Source organism: uncultured Devosia sp., from assembly GCF_964244875.1.
Taxonomy (GTDB): domain Bacteria; phylum Pseudomonadota; class Alphaproteobacteria; order Rhizobiales; family Devosiaceae; genus Devosia.
The window spans coordinates 153800-168820 of sequence record NZ_CAXTKA010000006.1 but is presented as its reverse complement, the minus strand read 5'-3'; the positions used below and the strand labels follow the sequence as shown (position 1 = coordinate 168820).

At 62.6% G+C, this 15021-nt stretch carries 20 protein-coding genes; 17 read left to right on the top strand and 3 right to left on the bottom strand.

Annotated elements, in window-relative coordinates; all coding sequences use genetic code 11:
- The 6 genes from ACFE8X_RS09550 (at window position 1) to ACFE8X_RS09525 (ending at window position 4838) form a co-directional block, all read left to right on the top strand.
- A complete protein-coding gene (locus tag ACFE8X_RS09550) occupies window positions 1–639 on the top strand; it encodes a hypothetical protein (RefSeq protein ID WP_375451231.1) in 639 nt (212 codons plus the stop codon).
- Entirely contained in the window at window positions 636–1097 is a 462-nt protein-coding gene (locus tag ACFE8X_RS09545) for an LptA/OstA family protein (RefSeq protein WP_375451230.1), read from the top strand. Before ACFE8X_RS09550 ends, ACFE8X_RS09545 begins: the two co-directional genes overlap by 4 nt.
- A complete protein-coding gene (lptB, locus tag ACFE8X_RS09540) occupies window positions 1094–1852 on the top strand; it encodes an LPS export ABC transporter ATP-binding protein (RefSeq protein ID WP_375451229.1) in 759 nt (252 codons plus the stop codon). The genes ACFE8X_RS09545 and lptB overlap by 4 nt, the downstream gene beginning before the upstream one ends.
- 119 nt (window positions 1853–1971) lie before the next feature.
- Window positions 1972–3480, top strand: coding sequence for an RNA polymerase factor sigma-54 (rpoN, locus tag ACFE8X_RS09535; RefSeq protein ID WP_375451228.1), 1509 nt, complete (start codon window positions 1972–1974; stop codon window positions 3478–3480).
- A 269-nt stretch (window positions 3481–3749) separates the two neighbouring features.
- Window positions 3750–4325: an HPF/RaiA family ribosome-associated protein gene (locus tag ACFE8X_RS09530; protein WP_375451227.1), complete on the top strand. Its 576-nt coding sequence runs from the start codon at window positions 3750–3752 to the stop codon at window positions 4323–4325.
- Between the two features lie 45 nt (window positions 4326–4370).
- Window positions 4371–4838, top strand: a complete 468-nt coding sequence (locus tag ACFE8X_RS09525; RefSeq protein WP_375451226.1) for a PTS sugar transporter subunit IIA — start codon at window positions 4371–4373, stop codon at window positions 4836–4838.
- Between the two features lie 99 nt (window positions 4839–4937).
- On the opposite strand, the gene ACFE8X_RS09520 is transcribed toward ACFE8X_RS09525, so the two are convergent.
- Both ACFE8X_RS09520 and ACFE8X_RS09515 read right to left on the bottom strand, forming a co-directional pair.
- Window positions 4938–5225 carry a DUF1150 family protein gene (locus ACFE8X_RS09520; RefSeq protein ID WP_375451225.1) on the bottom strand — a complete coding sequence of 96 codons (288 nt, stop codon included), beginning with the start codon at window positions 5223–5225 and terminating at the stop codon, window positions 4938–4940.
- Window positions 5226–5240: 15 nt separating this feature from the next.
- A complete protein-coding gene (locus ACFE8X_RS09515; RefSeq protein WP_375451224.1) occupies window positions 5241–5660 on the bottom strand; it encodes an Hsp20 family protein in 420 nt (139 codons plus the stop codon).
- A gap of 126 nt (window positions 5661–5786) precedes the next feature.
- On the opposite strand from ACFE8X_RS09515, the gene ACFE8X_RS09510 reads away from it, so the two are divergent.
- The 4 genes from ACFE8X_RS09510 (at window position 5787) to ACFE8X_RS09495 (ending at window position 8441) form a co-directional block, all read left to right on the top strand.
- Window positions 5787–6665 (top strand): glycosyltransferase family 2 protein, encoded by an 879-nt coding sequence (locus ACFE8X_RS09510; RefSeq protein ID WP_375451223.1) that lies wholly within the window; start codon window positions 5787–5789, stop codon window positions 6663–6665.
- Window positions 6666–6739: 74 nt separating this feature from the next.
- On the top strand, window positions 6740–7600 hold the full coding sequence (locus ACFE8X_RS09505) for a hypothetical protein (RefSeq protein ID WP_375451222.1): 861 nt from the start codon (window positions 6740–6742) through the stop codon (window positions 7598–7600).
- Window positions 7601–7620: 20 nt separating this feature from the next.
- The gene (locus ACFE8X_RS09500; protein WP_375451221.1) at window positions 7621–7932 is read left to right on the top strand and encodes a HAMP domain-containing protein; all 312 of its coding nucleotides are present in this window, start codon (window positions 7621–7623) and stop codon (window positions 7930–7932) included.
- Complete coding sequence (locus tag ACFE8X_RS09495; protein ID WP_375451220.1) at window positions 7881–8441, top strand: methyl-accepting chemotaxis protein; 561 nt, start codon at window positions 7881–7883, stop codon at window positions 8439–8441. Before ACFE8X_RS09500 ends, ACFE8X_RS09495 begins: the two co-directional genes overlap by 52 nt.
- 115 nt (window positions 8442–8556) lie before the next feature.
- On the opposite strand, the gene ACFE8X_RS09490 is transcribed toward ACFE8X_RS09495, so the two are convergent.
- Window positions 8557–8871 carry a hypothetical protein gene (locus tag ACFE8X_RS09490; RefSeq protein WP_375451219.1) on the bottom strand — a complete coding sequence of 105 codons (315 nt, stop codon included), beginning with the start codon at window positions 8869–8871 and terminating at the stop codon, window positions 8557–8559.
- A gap of 286 nt (window positions 8872–9157) precedes the next feature.
- On the opposite strand from ACFE8X_RS09490, the gene rpmI reads away from it, so the two are divergent.
- The 7 genes from rpmI (at window position 9158) to pheT (ending at window position 14991) form a co-directional block, all read left to right on the top strand.
- Complete coding sequence (gene rpmI / locus ACFE8X_RS09485; RefSeq protein WP_375451218.1) at window positions 9158–9358, top strand: 50S ribosomal protein L35; 201 nt, start codon at window positions 9158–9160, stop codon at window positions 9356–9358.
- Window positions 9359–9378: 20 nt separating this feature from the next.
- Window positions 9379–9783, top strand: a complete 405-nt coding sequence (rplT, locus tag ACFE8X_RS09480) for a 50S ribosomal protein L20 (protein WP_375451217.1) — start codon at window positions 9379–9381, stop codon at window positions 9781–9783.
- A gap of 204 nt (window positions 9784–9987) precedes the next feature.
- Window positions 9988–11118, top strand: coding sequence for a phenylalanine--tRNA ligase subunit alpha (gene pheS / locus ACFE8X_RS09475; protein WP_375451216.1), 1131 nt, complete (start codon window positions 9988–9990; stop codon window positions 11116–11118).
- 21 nt (window positions 11119–11139) lie between these two features.
- On the top strand, window positions 11140–11439 hold the full coding sequence (locus ACFE8X_RS09470) for a hypothetical protein (protein WP_375451215.1): 300 nt from the start codon (window positions 11140–11142) through the stop codon (window positions 11437–11439).
- A 20-nt stretch (window positions 11440–11459) separates the two neighbouring features.
- The gene (locus ACFE8X_RS09465) at window positions 11460–11924 is read left to right on the top strand and encodes a hypothetical protein (RefSeq protein WP_375451214.1); all 465 of its coding nucleotides are present in this window, start codon (window positions 11460–11462) and stop codon (window positions 11922–11924) included.
- The gene (locus tag ACFE8X_RS09460; RefSeq protein WP_375451213.1) at window positions 11921–12568 is read left to right on the top strand and encodes a 3'-5' exoribonuclease domain-containing protein; all 648 of its coding nucleotides are present in this window, start codon (window positions 11921–11923) and stop codon (window positions 12566–12568) included. The genes ACFE8X_RS09465 and ACFE8X_RS09460 overlap by 4 nt, the downstream gene beginning before the upstream one ends.
- Entirely contained in the window at window positions 12565–14991 is a 2427-nt protein-coding gene (gene pheT / locus ACFE8X_RS09455) for a phenylalanine--tRNA ligase subunit beta (protein WP_375451212.1), read from the top strand. Before ACFE8X_RS09460 ends, pheT begins: the two co-directional genes overlap by 4 nt.
- Window positions 14992–15021: the final 30 nt, after the last annotated feature.

Below are 15021 nucleotides of genomic sequence, written 5' to 3'. Positions count from 1 at the left end.
ATGAGCGCACACGGCGACGCTAGCGAACGCCTGCGAACCTATCGACGCCTGGCGGTGCGCAACCGGGTGGTCGATATCCTGCGCATCGCGGTTCCGGTGATCGGCGCCCTGGTGCTGGTGAGGCTGGTGGGGCAGATTTACCTGTCAAGCCTGGCGGGACGGTTCGGCATCGGGCAGATTTCGGTTTCGGGAGACAGCGTCAAGATCGATGCGCCCGAATATACCGGCGTCCTCGACGACGGTTCGCTCTATCATGTGTCGGCGTCGACGGCCCTGGCGGGAATCGAGGCGCGCGACATCATCAACCTGGCAGACGCGGCGCTGTTGATCACCCGCACCAACGGCGTCACCACCCGGATCAGCGCGCCGCTGGCACAATTGGACACGACCAGGGAAGTGGTGTCTATTCCGGGCGCAGCCGAGGTGGTGGAGAGCACGGGAACCCACAGCGTGCTGGAGAATTCGGTGTTCGACTGGGCAAGCCAGGTGCTCACCGGCAAGGGGGAGGTGAACGTGACCTATGCCGATGGCACGCAATTGGTGGCTAAGGGGATGGTCTACGAAGCCAAATCCAGGCTCTGGACTTTCAGCGACGCCGCGGTCACCCTGCCTGCGACGCCGGGAGCGCAAAAGCCATGAAGTTATCATCGAGCGTTTTGGGTGCGGGGCTGGCGATAGTGATGAGCGCGCAAGCCTTGGCGCAGCAGAAGGTGGAGATCAGCGCCGATACCTTTACGGTGACCGAAGCCAATAGCGAAGCGGTGTTCAGCGGCCATGTAGTGGTCAACCACCCCACGGTGGTGGTCAATGCCGACCGCGTGGTGGCGACCTATGGCAGCGGCGGGACCAGCGATATCCAGACCTTTGTCGCTACCGGCAACGTGAAGTTGACCACCAGCGAGCAGGAAGCGACCGGTGAACGGGCCGTATTCACCCCGGCCGATCAACTGCTGCGACTAAGCGGCAATGTGGTAGTAACCAATGCGGGCAGCACGGTGGGCTCGGGCGAGTTGGTGGTCAATCTTGCCACCAATGTGTCGACATTTACCGGCGGCAGCACCGGCGGGCGGGTGACCGGGGTGTTCACCTCGCAATGACGGATGCGACGGGCGCGCCCCGGATCGACCAGACCGGCTGGCTGGTTGCCCATAGCCTGGCCAAGAGCTTTGGCAAGCGCCATGTGGTGCGCGACGTCTCGATCGCGGTGCGGCGCGGGGAGGCTGTTGGTCTTCTAGGCCCAAATGGGGCGGGCAAGACCACTGTCTTCACCATGATCATGGGGCTGGTAAAGCCCGATAGCGGCACCATCAACCTTGATGGGCGGGGCATCACGCACCTGCCGCTGTTCCAGCGCGGGCGGCTGGGCATCGGCTACCTGCCGCAGGAGCCCTCGATCTTTCGCGGCATGAGCGTGCGCGGCAATATCATGGCGGTGCTGGAAAGCCATGTGCGCGACCGCGGCCAGCGCAAGCTGCGCCTCGAGGCGCTGTTGGAGGAATTTTCCATCGGCCATCTGGCGCGCTCCAATGCGCTGTCGCTGTCGGGCGGCGAGCGGCGGCGGGTGGAAATCGCGCGGGCACTGGCGGCCGATCCTATTTTCATGCTGCTGGACGAGCCGTTTGCCGGGGTCGATCCGATCGCGGTGGCCGAGGTCAAAGGACTGGTCAAGCAGTTGACGCGGCGCGGCATCGGCGTTCTGGTCACCGACCATGCGGTGCGCGAAACGCTGGGGCTGGTGGACCGGGCCTATCTGATCCATGGCGGCAAGGTGATGATCCAGGGCAAGCCCGAAACCATCAGTGCCGACCCGGATGCGCGCCGGGTCTACCTGGGCGAGAATTTCGAGATCTAGCGGCTTAACCGCGGTTGGCATGGAATTTGCCGCCAGCTTGCGAGTTGCCAAAAAATGCGGCATGGTCCGGCTGGGAAGCGGCTGGAAACAGCCGGTATTTGGCCAGGGGACGAGTTCATATGGCGCTTTCGCCGCGGCTGGAGTTTCGCCAGGCCCAAAGCCTGACGCTGACGCCGCAGCTGATGCAGTCGATCCGGCTGCTGCAGCTGAGCCATCTCGAACTCAATGATTTCGTCGATACCGAGCTGTTGCGCAATCCGCTCCTGGAGCGCGAAGATGGCGCCGAAGCCGGCGATGGCGAGGCGCCCGAGGCCGAGCGCGCCGTCGAGGGGCAATCGTTCGAAGACACGGTGGATCATGGCGAGCGCATCCAGAGCGCCGACGCGATTGCCGATGGCTATGACACGGCGGTGGAGAACGTATTTCCCGACCAGCCGGGACAGGACCAGCTCAACCCCGCCGGCCGGCTCGACCGCAATGGCGCGGCCGAGGGAGGCGAAGCGCCCGATATCGACCAGTTCGTGGCGGCGCGACCGCGGCTGAGCGAGCATCTGGAAAACCAGACCAACCTGATCCTGCGCGTACCGGCCGACCGGCTGATCGCCCGCTATTTGATCGATAACCTGAACGAAGCGGGGTATCTCGCCGTCGAGCCACAGGCGATCGCCGAGCAATTGGGGGCGGAGCTTGCCGATGTCGAGGCCGTGCTCGAGGCGGTGCAGGGCTGCGATCCGCTGGGGGTGTTTGCCCGCTCGGTCAAGGAATGCCTGGCCATCCAGCTGCGCGAAAAGGACCGGCTCGACCCGATCATGATGCGGCTACTGGACAATCTCGAATTGCTGGCCGATCACGACATGCCGGCCCTGATGCGGGCCGTGGGGTGCGATCGCGAGGATATCGGCGAGATGCTGGCCGAGTTGCGCCAGCTCGATCCCAAGCCGGGGCGGGCGTTCGATATCGGGCCGGTGGAAGCGGTAGTGCCCGACGTATTCGTCAGGCCCGGGCCGACCGGGGATTGGCAGATCGAGCTCAATACCGAAGTACTGCCCAAGGTGCTGGTCAACCGGGTCTACTACGCCAGGGTCAGCAAGAAGACGCGCGACAGCGCCGAGAAGTCGTTTTTGAGCGATTGCTTGCAAACGGCGAACTGGCTGACCAAGAGCCTGGACCAGCGGGCACAGACCATATTGAAGGTGGCGGCGGAGATCGTGCGCCAGCAGGACGGTTTCTTGCTGCACGGCATCGCCCATTTGCGGCCGATGACGCTCAAGATGGTGGCCGAAACCATCGACATGCACGAATCCACCGTCAGCCGGGTGACGTCCAACAAATATCTGGCGACGCCGCGCGGGCTGTTCGAGATGAAATACTTCTTTACCACCGCGATATCGTCCAGCGATGGCGGATTGGAGCATTCGGCCGAAGCGGTGCGGCACCGCATTCGCCAATTGATCGATGGCGAACCGCTCAGCGACGTGCTGTCGGACGATACCATTGCGGACCTGCTCAAGCGTGAACAGGGCATCGATGTCGCGCGGCGCACGGTGGCCAAGTATCGCGAAGGCATGAACATTCCCTCCTCGGTGATCCGGCGGCGACAAAAGAAAAACCTGGAAGCCGTAGGCTGAGGGGCGACGTAAGGACGCCTGTGTCCGGCGATCATGAGGGCAGCGCCAAAGCCCCGCGTGAACGCTAAGGCGGCTAACAGGCAAAGTCACCGCTTGAATCGAACTCTTGGGCGGTGTTGCGCATTGCCTCCTTTGGCCGAGCGGGTCTAGCATCGGGCTTGCGTGTCACCCACATCGATGTGGATGCACATGTCATCCCGAAAGACGGGAACACCGCTTTCGGCGAACCAGGCGTCGTTTTTCGACGCCAAAGAGCGAAAGAGGAAGCCATGACCTTACGCATTTCCGGCAAGAACATGGACGTCGGCGACGCCCTGCGCAGCAAGGCGGAGGATCATTTCAAAACTGTGGTCGCCAAATATTTCGATGGTGGCTATGACGGACATCTGACCTTGACGCCCGATGGCATCGGCTTTCGCGCGGACTGCGTCGTGCATCTGGATTCCGGCGCCATTCTGCAATCGAGCGCGCAGGGCGGGGACGCGATTTCGGCCTATGAGATCATGGCGCTCAATATCGAAAAACGGATGCGACGGTACAATCGCAAGCTCAAGTCACACGGCCGGGGCGCGGCGGCCAATGGCGATGGCACGACGGCCGCCTATACGGTGCTGGGCGCCGCGGACGAGCTGGAAGAACTCGATGAGGATTACGCGCCCCCGGTGATTGCCGAGACCACCAAGAATTTGCGTTCGCTCAGTGTCGGGGAGGCGGTGATGGAACTGGACCTGACGCAATCGGGCGTGGTCATGTTCCGGCATGCTGGACATGGCGGCCTCAATGTGGTCTACCGCCGCTCCGATGGCAATATAGGCTGGATTGATCCGGCGCTTGGGGCCAATTAGACCCCTATTGTTGTAAACCAGCAGCGTCATTGCAGGACTAAACTGATGGAATTGGCCGATATTCTGGCCGAGCAAGCCGTTTTGACTTGCACCGGCGTTAAAACCAAACACCAACTGTTCGAACAGCTCGCCAGCACGGCCGCCGGCTTGACCGGCCGGCCGGCCGGCGAGCTCTTGGCGGCAATCGAGAACCGCGAAGAGCTGGGCTCGACCGGGCTGGGCAACGGCATTGCCATTCCCCATGGCAAGGTTGCCGGCCTCAAGCAGGTCTGCGCCGTGTTCGCCCGGCTCGACGAGCCAATCGAATTCGACGCGCTGGACGATCTGCCGGTGGACATCGTGATGCTGCTGCTGGCCCCGACCGGCTCGGGCGCCGATCACCTCAAGGCGCTCTCACGCGTGGCGCGTGTGCTGCGCAATGAAGACCTGATGGACCAATTGCGCGGGTTGCAATCAAGCGCGGCGATCTACCAAGCCCTGACCGCCCCGGTAGCGGCGCACCGCGCGGCGTAATGTGCAGGTCTGGCGCTCCCCGCGAGGGGAAGGCCAAGCCATGGCTGTGACCAAGTCGGTAAGCGCGGAGAAGACGGCGGCTTGCGTGCGAGGTATGGCTTAGTGCAGCGTTGCGAGGCCAAGGTTCTTGTCACCCAGCCAGTCGGTCACCGCGGCTTCGGTGTCGGTGACGAGCAGCGGGGTGCCATCGGCGGACATCAGCAATTGATAGACCGCGTCGTTCTCGAATTCGGCATCGGTGATCATTGCGGAAAGCACGTCTCCGCTGACCGGCCGCAGATAGGCGACGGCATTGCCGCCAAGGGCGGCGAACTGGGCGCTGGTCAAATCCTTGAGCGGGTGCACAGCGTCGCCGCTCGTGGCCTCGTCATGGCGTTTTTCGTACATTTTCAGGCCCTTTCCTCATATTGAGCGAATTTCGACACGGCGGGCGACCTTGGGCGCTTGCGGACGCTCCAGAGCAACAACGAGCATACCATGCCCTAAAGTTGCATCTGTCACGATCATGCCGTCGGCCAGGAGGAACGAGCGCTGGAATTGCCGCGCGGCGATGCCACGATGCAGATATTCCCTGGCTTGATCATCCTTCTGGCGGCCGCGCACGACGATCTGGTTATCCTCGGCCATGACTTCAAGCTCGGCGGCGGCAAAGCCCGCAACCGCGATGGAAACCAGGAATTTCTCGGTGCCGTCGGGCAGCACTGTGCGCTCGATATTGTAGGGCGGGTAACCATCGGCGGACTTGGCCAGCCGGTCGACCCGCTCTTCGAACGCATCAAAGCCCAACAGGAACGGGGCGGAAAACACAGAAATACGCGACATCGGGGCGTCCTTGATCAGCAAGCAACGTCTGGGCCGGACCCTATGGAGTGGCATCCGGCGCCCAGGCAGGATATGGGGAAGAGATGGGACGGTTCAAGTCCATCTGCGCAGCGCACGGGCACACGCATGAGCGAAACCATCGCCGTCATCACCCCGGCCTACAAGGCAGAGGACACGATCATTGCGACGGTGCGCAGCGTCTTGGCGCAGACCTATCCGCATTGGCAATTGGTGATCGTTTCCGACGATGGAACGGATTACGCGGCGTTCCTGGCAGGGCACGGCATTGTCGACGGGCGCATCGGGCAATTGAGCAGCGGCCGGATCGGCGGGGGCGCCTCGGCGGCGCGCAATGTGGCGCTGGAGCAGCTGGATAGCGCTTATGCTGCGATCCTGGATGCCGATGACCGGCTGAAGCCACAAAAGCTGGAGCGCGTTGCAGCCGCCCTGGCGCAATATGGCATCGTCAGCACGGCGCTGGACGTGATGGACGAAGGCTTTGCCCATTTGCGCGACATTGCGGCCGGACCGGACCGGGCGCTGGGGCCCGGCGAGCATAAATGGGTCAATCTATCGATGGACTCCATGATTGCCTGGGACCGCGCCAAGGCCGATGGTCGCTATGATCTGACCATGAGCAACATGACGGACCTGGAATTCCTGTTGCAGCTGTATCGGACCGTGCCGGCATCGTTTCACCTCGGAACGCCGCTGCATGACTACGTCAAGCGGGCGGGGTCGATGAGCAATGGCGCCAAGACCACTGCCGGCATGATTGCGAGCAAGACCACGTTGCTGGAACGGCTGGAGCGCGGGCATTACCGGCTGGCGCCGGGCGGCGTCGAGGGCATGGCGGGGTTCCTGCGCGTATCATTGCAGGCGGAGCGCGATTTTTTCGCCGCCTTACGGCAAAATTCTCGTGCGCTGTTCGAGGATCATCTGGAGCCCCGGCTCGCCTTGGAAAATCGGGCACAACGCAAAATTATAATACAGATCAATGACTAAAGCGTTCCAAGCTCGTTAACATTTCTGCCCTAGTCGGGAAGTTGCGTCGCAATTTCCAAACACCAGGGCCGGCCATGTCGCTTTCACATCTGTCCATTGCGGGACGTATTTATTGTGCCTTTGCGGCGTTGATCGCGCTTCTGGCCATGCTGGTTGTGGTGGCCTGGCTGGGGGTGCAAACGCTTTCGGGCACATTCAGCTTTTATCGCGGGGTCGCGGCGCAAGCCGACGAGATCGGCGTGCTGGTGGACCAGCTGGGCCGCACCAGGCTCGCCTTTTCGCGCTACCAGGTGACCCCGACCGCCGAAGCAGGCGCCGGGGTCGTAGCGCGGTTGGCGGATCTCAGCACCGCCAATGCGGCGGTGAGCGGGCTGACCCCGCTGGGTGAGCAACTGGCCGACTACAGCGCGCAGGTGGGGCAGATGATCGCATTGGACCAGGATGTGCTGACCCAGACCACGCAAATGCAGCAGTCCGGCGACGCGGCAACTGCCCAACTGGCGAGCATGATCGCCAACGCCTCGCAATCTGCCAATCTCAATGCCAAGGCCGCCGCGATTTCGGGGCTGGCGATGCAGCAATTGCTGCAGACGCGGCTCGCAGCCGGCCAACTGGCCGCCACGGACGCCGGACAATTTGCGGCGGCGCAGGACCTGGCGCAGCAAACGCTGGCGACGTTGACCGAATTGCGCTCGATCTTCTTCAAGACCGAGGACGTGGCACAGGTTGACGGGGTAGCCGCGCAGGTGGCGCCATTCGCGCAGACGATGGTGGGGGTACACCAGAGCCTCACGCAGCGCCAGTCCCTGGGGCAGACGGTGGCCGCGATCGATGCCGAACTGGCAGCCGCCTATGACGGCCAGCTCGCCGACGCAAGGCAGGCGCAACAGACCCTGGGCGCAGCGGGCGAGGCGCAGTCGGGCAGACCCGCCTGATTGCGCTGGGAGCGGGGTTGGTGGCGCTGGTGGTCGGGCTGGTGCTGGCGATCACCATAGCACGCTGGATCTCGGGCTCGATCCGGGTGATGTCGGTGGCCATGGACAAGATGGCGCAGGGCGATTTCGACGTGACGCTGGCGGGCGCCGACCAGCACAACGAATTGGGACAGATCGCCCGGGCGCTGGAAGTGTTCGGCGCCAATGGCCGCGCCGTGCGCAACAACCAGCAGCAGCAGGACGCCCAAATGCGACAGGCGGCGATCGGGCAGAGCCGGCCATGGCCCGGATCACCCAATCGGCCGGCAAAATCTCCAGCATCATCGGGCTGATCGACGATATTGCGTTCCAGACCAATCTCCTGGCGCTCAACGCGTCGGTGGAGGCAGCGCGGGCCGGAGACGCCGGCAAGGGCTTTGCAGTGGTCGCGGTCGAGGTTCGCCGGCTGGCGCAATCGGCTGCCAGCGCTTCGGCGGACGTCAAGGTTTTGATCGACCAGTCGGCAAGCGAAGTCAGCGGTGGTTCACGGCTGGTGGGGGAAGCGGCTGATACGCTGGCAGCGGTGCTTTCGTCCGTGGACCAGAACAGCACGCTGATGCACGCTATTGCCGGTGCGTGCCGCACGCAGGCCGCCGCGATCCAGCTGGTCACCCGTTCGATGGCGCAGATGGATGAAATGACGCAAAGCAATGCGGCGCTGGTGGAACAAACCAATGCCGCCATCGAGCAGACTGAGGCGCAGGCAAGCGAATTGGACGGCATCGTGGCAGCGTTTGCGCGCACACAGGCCCAACCTCCCCTGCGCGCCGAACGCGGTGTGTCGTTGCGACGGGCCGGATAAGGGGAACGGAGCGGTTACGGCGAAGCCAAGGCTCGCGGGTTGGGAACCAAGGCTTAAAAACGAACGGGCGGCCCGATGAGGAGCCGCCCGGACAAACCATGCAATCGAGGTTGGTTTAGAGCACGTAAAGCGTGATGCTGGCACCCGTGCCATCGACGCCCACGACGTCGCCAATGTTATAGCCCTGCGCGGTCAGGGACTGGCTGAGTGCCTTGTTGCCGGCAATGCGGGCGTGCAGGGCGGCATTGTCGGTGTCGATGCGCAGCGAACGGGCTTCGGCGTCGTTGACGGTCTCGACCGTGGCAATGCTCGCATCGCGCACGTCATTGAGCGAGTCGATGCCGCCCATGGCAGTGAAGGGGCTGGCGAAGGTCGCGGTGGTGCCGGCGGCAAGAGTTGCGGCCAGGACGATGATCTTTAACATTTTCATAATGATTTCCTTGGTTTAGGTGACGCTCGGCAAATGTCGAACTTGCAGGTAAGTACGCAGGGCTGCCGGGAATGGTTTCAGGACTGTCGTGGCTGGTTGAACACTGATTTGTGACAGTTCACGCTGAAACTCCAGTGCGCACTGGCTGCGCCTTGGGCCTTGCCTTGGGCGGGCTTTGCCCCTATAGACGCCACTTCTCCGGACCGCCCGGCCAAAAGGCATGCCGTGGCGGTCTTTGAAAGCGATAGGCCCCACAGGCCGATCCAGAACACCAAGGACCCGCAAAATGCCCAAGATGAAGACGAAATCTGGCGCTAAAAAGCGTTTCAGTTTCACAGCGACCGGTCGTGTCAAAGCAGGCGTCGCCGGCAAGCGTCACCGCCTGATCAACCATACTGCCAAGTATATTCGCACCAATCGCGGGACCAAGATCCTGCAAAAGGGCGATGAAGGCCTGGTCAAGTGGTACATGCCTTACAACCGCTAACGCTGAGAGGAAGCTGACACATGTCACGCGTTAAAAGAGGCGTTACCAATCACGCCCGTCACAAGAAAGTTCTGAAAGCCGCGGAGGGCTATTATGGCCGCCGCAAGTCCACCATCCGCATCGCCAAGCAGGCCGTCGAAAAGGCCGGCCAGTACGCGTATCGCGATCGCCGGGTCAAGAAGCGCAATTTCCGCGCACTGTGGATCCAGCGCATCAACGCCGCGGTGCGCGACTATGGTTTGACCTATGGCCGATTTATCGACGGCCTCAGCAAGGCCGAGATTGCGGTCGATCGCAAGGTGCTCTCCGATCTCGCGATCACCGAGCCTGCAGCGTTCGGCGTGCTGGTCGAAAAGGCCAAGGCCGCGCTGGCCTATCTGGAAGGGGTCGATGCTACGACCCATGCCCGGGTCACCGCCGCCTAAGCCTGTCCTCTGCTGAGGCCTGAAATTGCGCCTTGTGCCGCCTGAGAGGGTTGGCGCGAGGCGTTTTCGTTCATGGCCGTGTGATTGCCTCAAGCGACACCCTCCCCTTGGGGAAGAAAACACCATCCAGCCAAATCATATTTGGACCTGACTCCACTTGCCCAAAATGCTCTAACCGCCGCAATCGTTGAGTTGAGAAATACCATGTCCCTCGATACGCAGATCGATACTCTTCGCGCCGAGCTGTCCACGGCAATCGCTGCGGCCGCCGACGATGCCGCGCTCGAGGTGGTGCGCGTCAACGCCCTGGGCAAGAAAGGTAGCGTTTCGGCGCTACTGGCGTCGCTGGGGAGCATGGCGCCGGAAGAGCGCAAGAGCGCCGGGCCGGCGATCAACGGGCTGAAAAACGAGATTGCCACCGCCATCGAGGCGCGCAGTACAGCGCTGAGGGCCGGGGCGCTGGAGGCCAGGCTCAAGGCCGAGACCGTGGACATCACCCTGCCTCTGCCCCCGTCACCCACCGCGGCCGGGCGCATTCATCCGATCTCGCAGACCATCGACGAGATCACCGCAATCTTTTCGGATATGGGATTTTCCATCGCCGAGGGCCCCGATATCGAGACCGATTATTTCAACTTCACTGCGCTCAATTTCCCCGAAGGCCATCCGGCGCGGGAAATGCATGACACGTTTTTCATGAAACCGGGCCCGGACGGGGTCAAGAAGGTGCTGCGCACCCATACCTCGCCGGTGCAGATGCGGGTCATGCAACGCGGCAACGAACAGCCGGCCGCAAGCTACATCACCCCGCGCATGGATCCGCCGATCCGTGTGGTCGTCCCCGGCCGGACCTATCGCAACGATTCTGACCAGACCCATACCCCGATGTTCCACCAGGTAGAGGGGCTGGTGATCGACAAGACCAGCCATATCGGCCAGTTACGCTGGGTGCTGGAGGAGTTTCTCAAGGCGTTTTTCGAGGTTCCCAACGTCGTCCTGCGGTTCCGCCCGAGCTTTTTTCCGTTTACCGAACCTTCGATGGAAGTGGATGTGCAATGCGACCGCTCCGGAAGCGAGGTGCGGATCGGTGAAGGTCGGGACTGGCTGGAAATCCTGGGCTGCGGCATGGTGCATCCCAATGTCATCGGCAATGCCGGGCTCGACCCGGACGTGTACCAGGGCTTCGCCTTCGGCGTCGGCATCGATCGCCTCGCCATGCTGAAATACGGCATGCCCGACCTGCGCGCGTTCTTTGATGCCGATAAGCGCTGGCTGGATCACTACGGATTCCGCCCGCTGGATTTGCCGACGCTGTTCGGGGGGCTGAGCAGCTAACTGAAATTTGGAGGAGACGACATGAGCTATATCGGACACGCAGTTCTCGACTCACAGAAGATCCAGACCATTGCACTGGACCTACTGCGTAAACGCTTGAAACCCTTTGGCTTTAGTGGGTTGACCGTAACGGCAGAGAAAGACTTTGATGACGAGAATATCTTGCGCTTGATTGCAGACGTCAAACAAATCGTGCCGGCTAGCGATCTCATTGAGGCAACGAGCGAAACGATGAATGCACTTCGCAAGCAGGGCGATGATCGTTTTGTGTATCTGACGGCCGTTCCCGCTACGGACGATCTCGAAGACGCGGAAGAATAAGGTAGATGGCGACCGCAACAATGGCTGCCAAGCTGATCGATGCAGCCGAAACATTGCTTAATAGTGGTCAGAGAAGCTCAGCGTTCAGGCGCAGAGCGGTGAGCACCGCATATTATGGGGTCTTTCACGCGCTAACGCGAAAGTGCGCCGACTACCTTACTCATTTCGCGCCGCGCGACACGGAAGAATACAACAGGGTCTATAGAGCGCTCGATCACGGACCGCTAAAACAGGCTTTCGGGCAAACAACGCTGACGAACAATGCCACGCTCGCAGAGATTGGCGGTAGTGTCGTTCGCTTGCAAGCGGAGCGCCACAAGGCGGATTATGCGCCCCCGGTTCTGGGAGTTTTTAGTTTGCCTGAAGCGCAGCAATTGGTGGCACTGGCTCGCAAGACCGTTGAACAAATTCAAGCTTTGCAAATCGGTAGCCCGGAAGTTCGCACTTTGGCCACAACGCTGCATTTCAGCGGTAAACGAAAATGACCGCCGCCACCTCGCCAGAGACAACCCTCAATCCCATCTTCATCGTTACCGATATCGAGGCGGATGGGCCGACGCCCTTGCATTCCTCCATGCTGAGCTTTGCCGCGGTCGCGGTGGATGCGGCGGGCCGGCACTATGGCGAGTTCGAGGCCAACCTCTTGCCGCGCGCCGACCGCAAGAGCGACGAGACTACCATGGCCTGGTGGCAGACCCAGCCCGAAGCCTGGGCGCATGCCACCGACAAGGCCGAGCCGGCCGAGATCGTCATGCCGCGCTTTGCCGACTGGGTGGAGAGTTTTCCTGCCCCCCGCGTGTTCGCGGCGGCGCCGATGATGTTCGACGGGTTGTGGATGGACCATTACCTGGACGAATTCGTCGGTACACGGGTGTTGGGCGGGCCGTTCAAGACGCGGCAGATTTTCCGGGGCGGCGGGGTTTGCCTTTATACCATGGCCGGGACCCTGCGCGGCGCACCCTATCTGAACTGGGGCATGCAGCGCGTTCCGGCCGAGTGGTACGGCCATATCGTGCATTCCCACAAGGCCATAGATGACGCACGCGGCTTTGCCAATGTCCTGGTCAAACTGTTCGAATTGTCGGCGGCGCTGCCGCGGATCGACGCCAATGAAAGCATGTACCGATGAAATTCACCCTCGACTGGCTCAAGGAACATCTGGATACCGCGGCGGGCGTCGAGGAGATTTCCACCACGCTGACCATGGTCGGGCTGGAGGTGGAGGGCGTGGAAAACCAGGGCAAGGCGCTGGAAAAATTCGTCATCGCGCAGGTGGTCCAGGCCCAGCCGCACCCCAATTCGGATCATCTCAATATCTGCAAGGTCGATGCCGGAACCGGCACATTGATCGATGTGGTGTGCGGCGCGCCCAACGTCAAAACCGGCATGAAATCGGTGTTCGCGTTCCCCGGCACCTATATTCCGGGCAAGGATTTCGAGCTCAAGGCCGGCGTGGTGATCCGGGGTGCGGCGTCCAACGGCATGCTGTGCTCGGCCGCCGAGCTGGAATTGAGCAATGATCACGACGGCATCATCGCCCTGCCCGACGATGCACCGATCGGGGTGAAATATGTCGACTATGCCGGCATCAATGGCGTGGTGTTCGATATCGCGATCACGCCCAATCGGGGCGATGCGGCCGGGGTTCACGGCGTAGCGCGCGATCTGGCGGCATTCGGCATCGGCACGCTCAAGAGCACGGACATGTCCGCGGTGGCGTCCGTGGGGCCAAGCCCGATCGCGCCGCTGCCGCACCAGTTCGCAGCGGGGGAGCCCAAGGCGATCCGCAAGTTCGCCGGGCGGTACTTCCGCAACATCAAAAACGGGCCATCGCCGGCTTGGCTGCAGCAGCGGCTGCGGGCGGTCGGCTTGCGACCGATCAACGCCATTGTCGATATCACCAATCTGGTTTCGCTGGGATGGGGCAGGCCGCTGCATGCCTATGATGCCGACAAGATCGTCGGCGCGCCGGTGCTGCGCAATGCCAAAGCAGGCGAGCCGTTCGATGCGCTCGACAACAAGGTTTACACGCTCGACGAGACCATGACGGTGATTGCCGACGAGGAGGGCCCGCTGTGCCTGGGCGGCGTGATGGGAGGGGTTCGATCCGGGACGACGGACGCCACAGTCAACCTGTTCTTGGAATGCGCCAGCTGGGACCCCGAGCTGATCGCGCGCACCGGGCGCAAGACCGGGATCGTGTCGGATGCGCGCTATCGGCTGGAGCGCGGGGTCGATCCGGCGCTGACCGAGCCGGGGCTGGAACTGGCGACGCGCCTGGTGCTAGAGCTGTGCGGTGGCGAGCCGCTGGAGCCGGCGATTTCGGGCGAGGATGTATTTGCCGATACGGTGATCGCGTTTCCGTTCAGCGAAGTGCAGCGGCTGACGGGGCTGGCGGTCGAGCCGTTCGTCGCCACGGCGATCCTGTCCAAGCTGGGCTTTGCGATCGAGGGGCGCGGCGACGTGGTCAACGTCAGCGTGCCAAGCTGGCGGCCGGACGTGACGCTAAAAGCGGATCTGGCCGAAGAGGTGATGCGCATGGTGGGCGTGGACAATATCCCCGTCGAGCCATTGGCGCGGCTGAACCATGTGGCGCAACGCGTGCTGAGCCCGATCCAGAACCGCCGTCGCATCGCGCGGCGGGCGCTGGCGGCGCGCGGCCTGGACGAGGCGGTGACCTGGTCGTTCATCTCCCACGCGGAAGCCGTGCGGTTCGGCGGGGGAAGCGAGACGTTGCAGCTGGCCAATGCCATTGCCTCGGACATGACCGACATGCGGCCCTCGCTGCTGCCGGGGCTATTGGCCGCGGCGCGGCGGAACGCCAATCGCGGCTTTGCCGATCTGGGACTGTTCGAGGTGGGGCAGGTGTTCTTGTCCGATGCGCCCGAGGGACAGCACAGCCATGCCAGCGGTATTCGCACCGGAACAGCCAGGCTCGTCGGTTCCGGGCGGCACTGGGACGGCAAGGCCAAGGATGTCGGCGTGTTCGATGCCAGGGCCGACCTGGCCGCGGCGCTGGATGCGCTTGGCGTTGATATCGACAAGGTGCAAGTGCTTGCAGAACCCGCGCCCTGGAGCCATCCGGGGCGCGGCGGCCGCGTGGCGCTGGGGCCCAAGGTAACGCTGGGCTGGTTTGGCGAATTGCACCCCGCCTGGAGCCAGGCGCTGGATTTGGACGGGCCGGTCGCGGCGTTCGAAATCGATCTCGACGCGCTGCCTGAACCCAGAAAGAAAGCCAGCCGCACCAAGCCGGCGCTGGACTTGTCGACGCTGATGCCGCTCAGCCGGGACTTTGCTTTCGTGGTCGACAAAAGCGTCACGGCGGCAGCGATCCTGCGCGCGGCGCGGGGCGCGGACAAGGGATTGATCACCGATGTCGGCGTGTTCGACGTGTTCGAGGGCAGCCATGTCGGGGACGGCAAGAAGTCCGTGGCTATCGCGGTGACGCTGCAGCCCCGCGACAAGACGCTGACCGAGGAGGAGATCGAGACGGTGAGTGCCGCGATCGTGGGGGCGGTGACGAAGTCGACGGGCGGGGTATTGCGGGCATAAGCCGCTTCCTTGTTCTTTTCCCCATCGGGG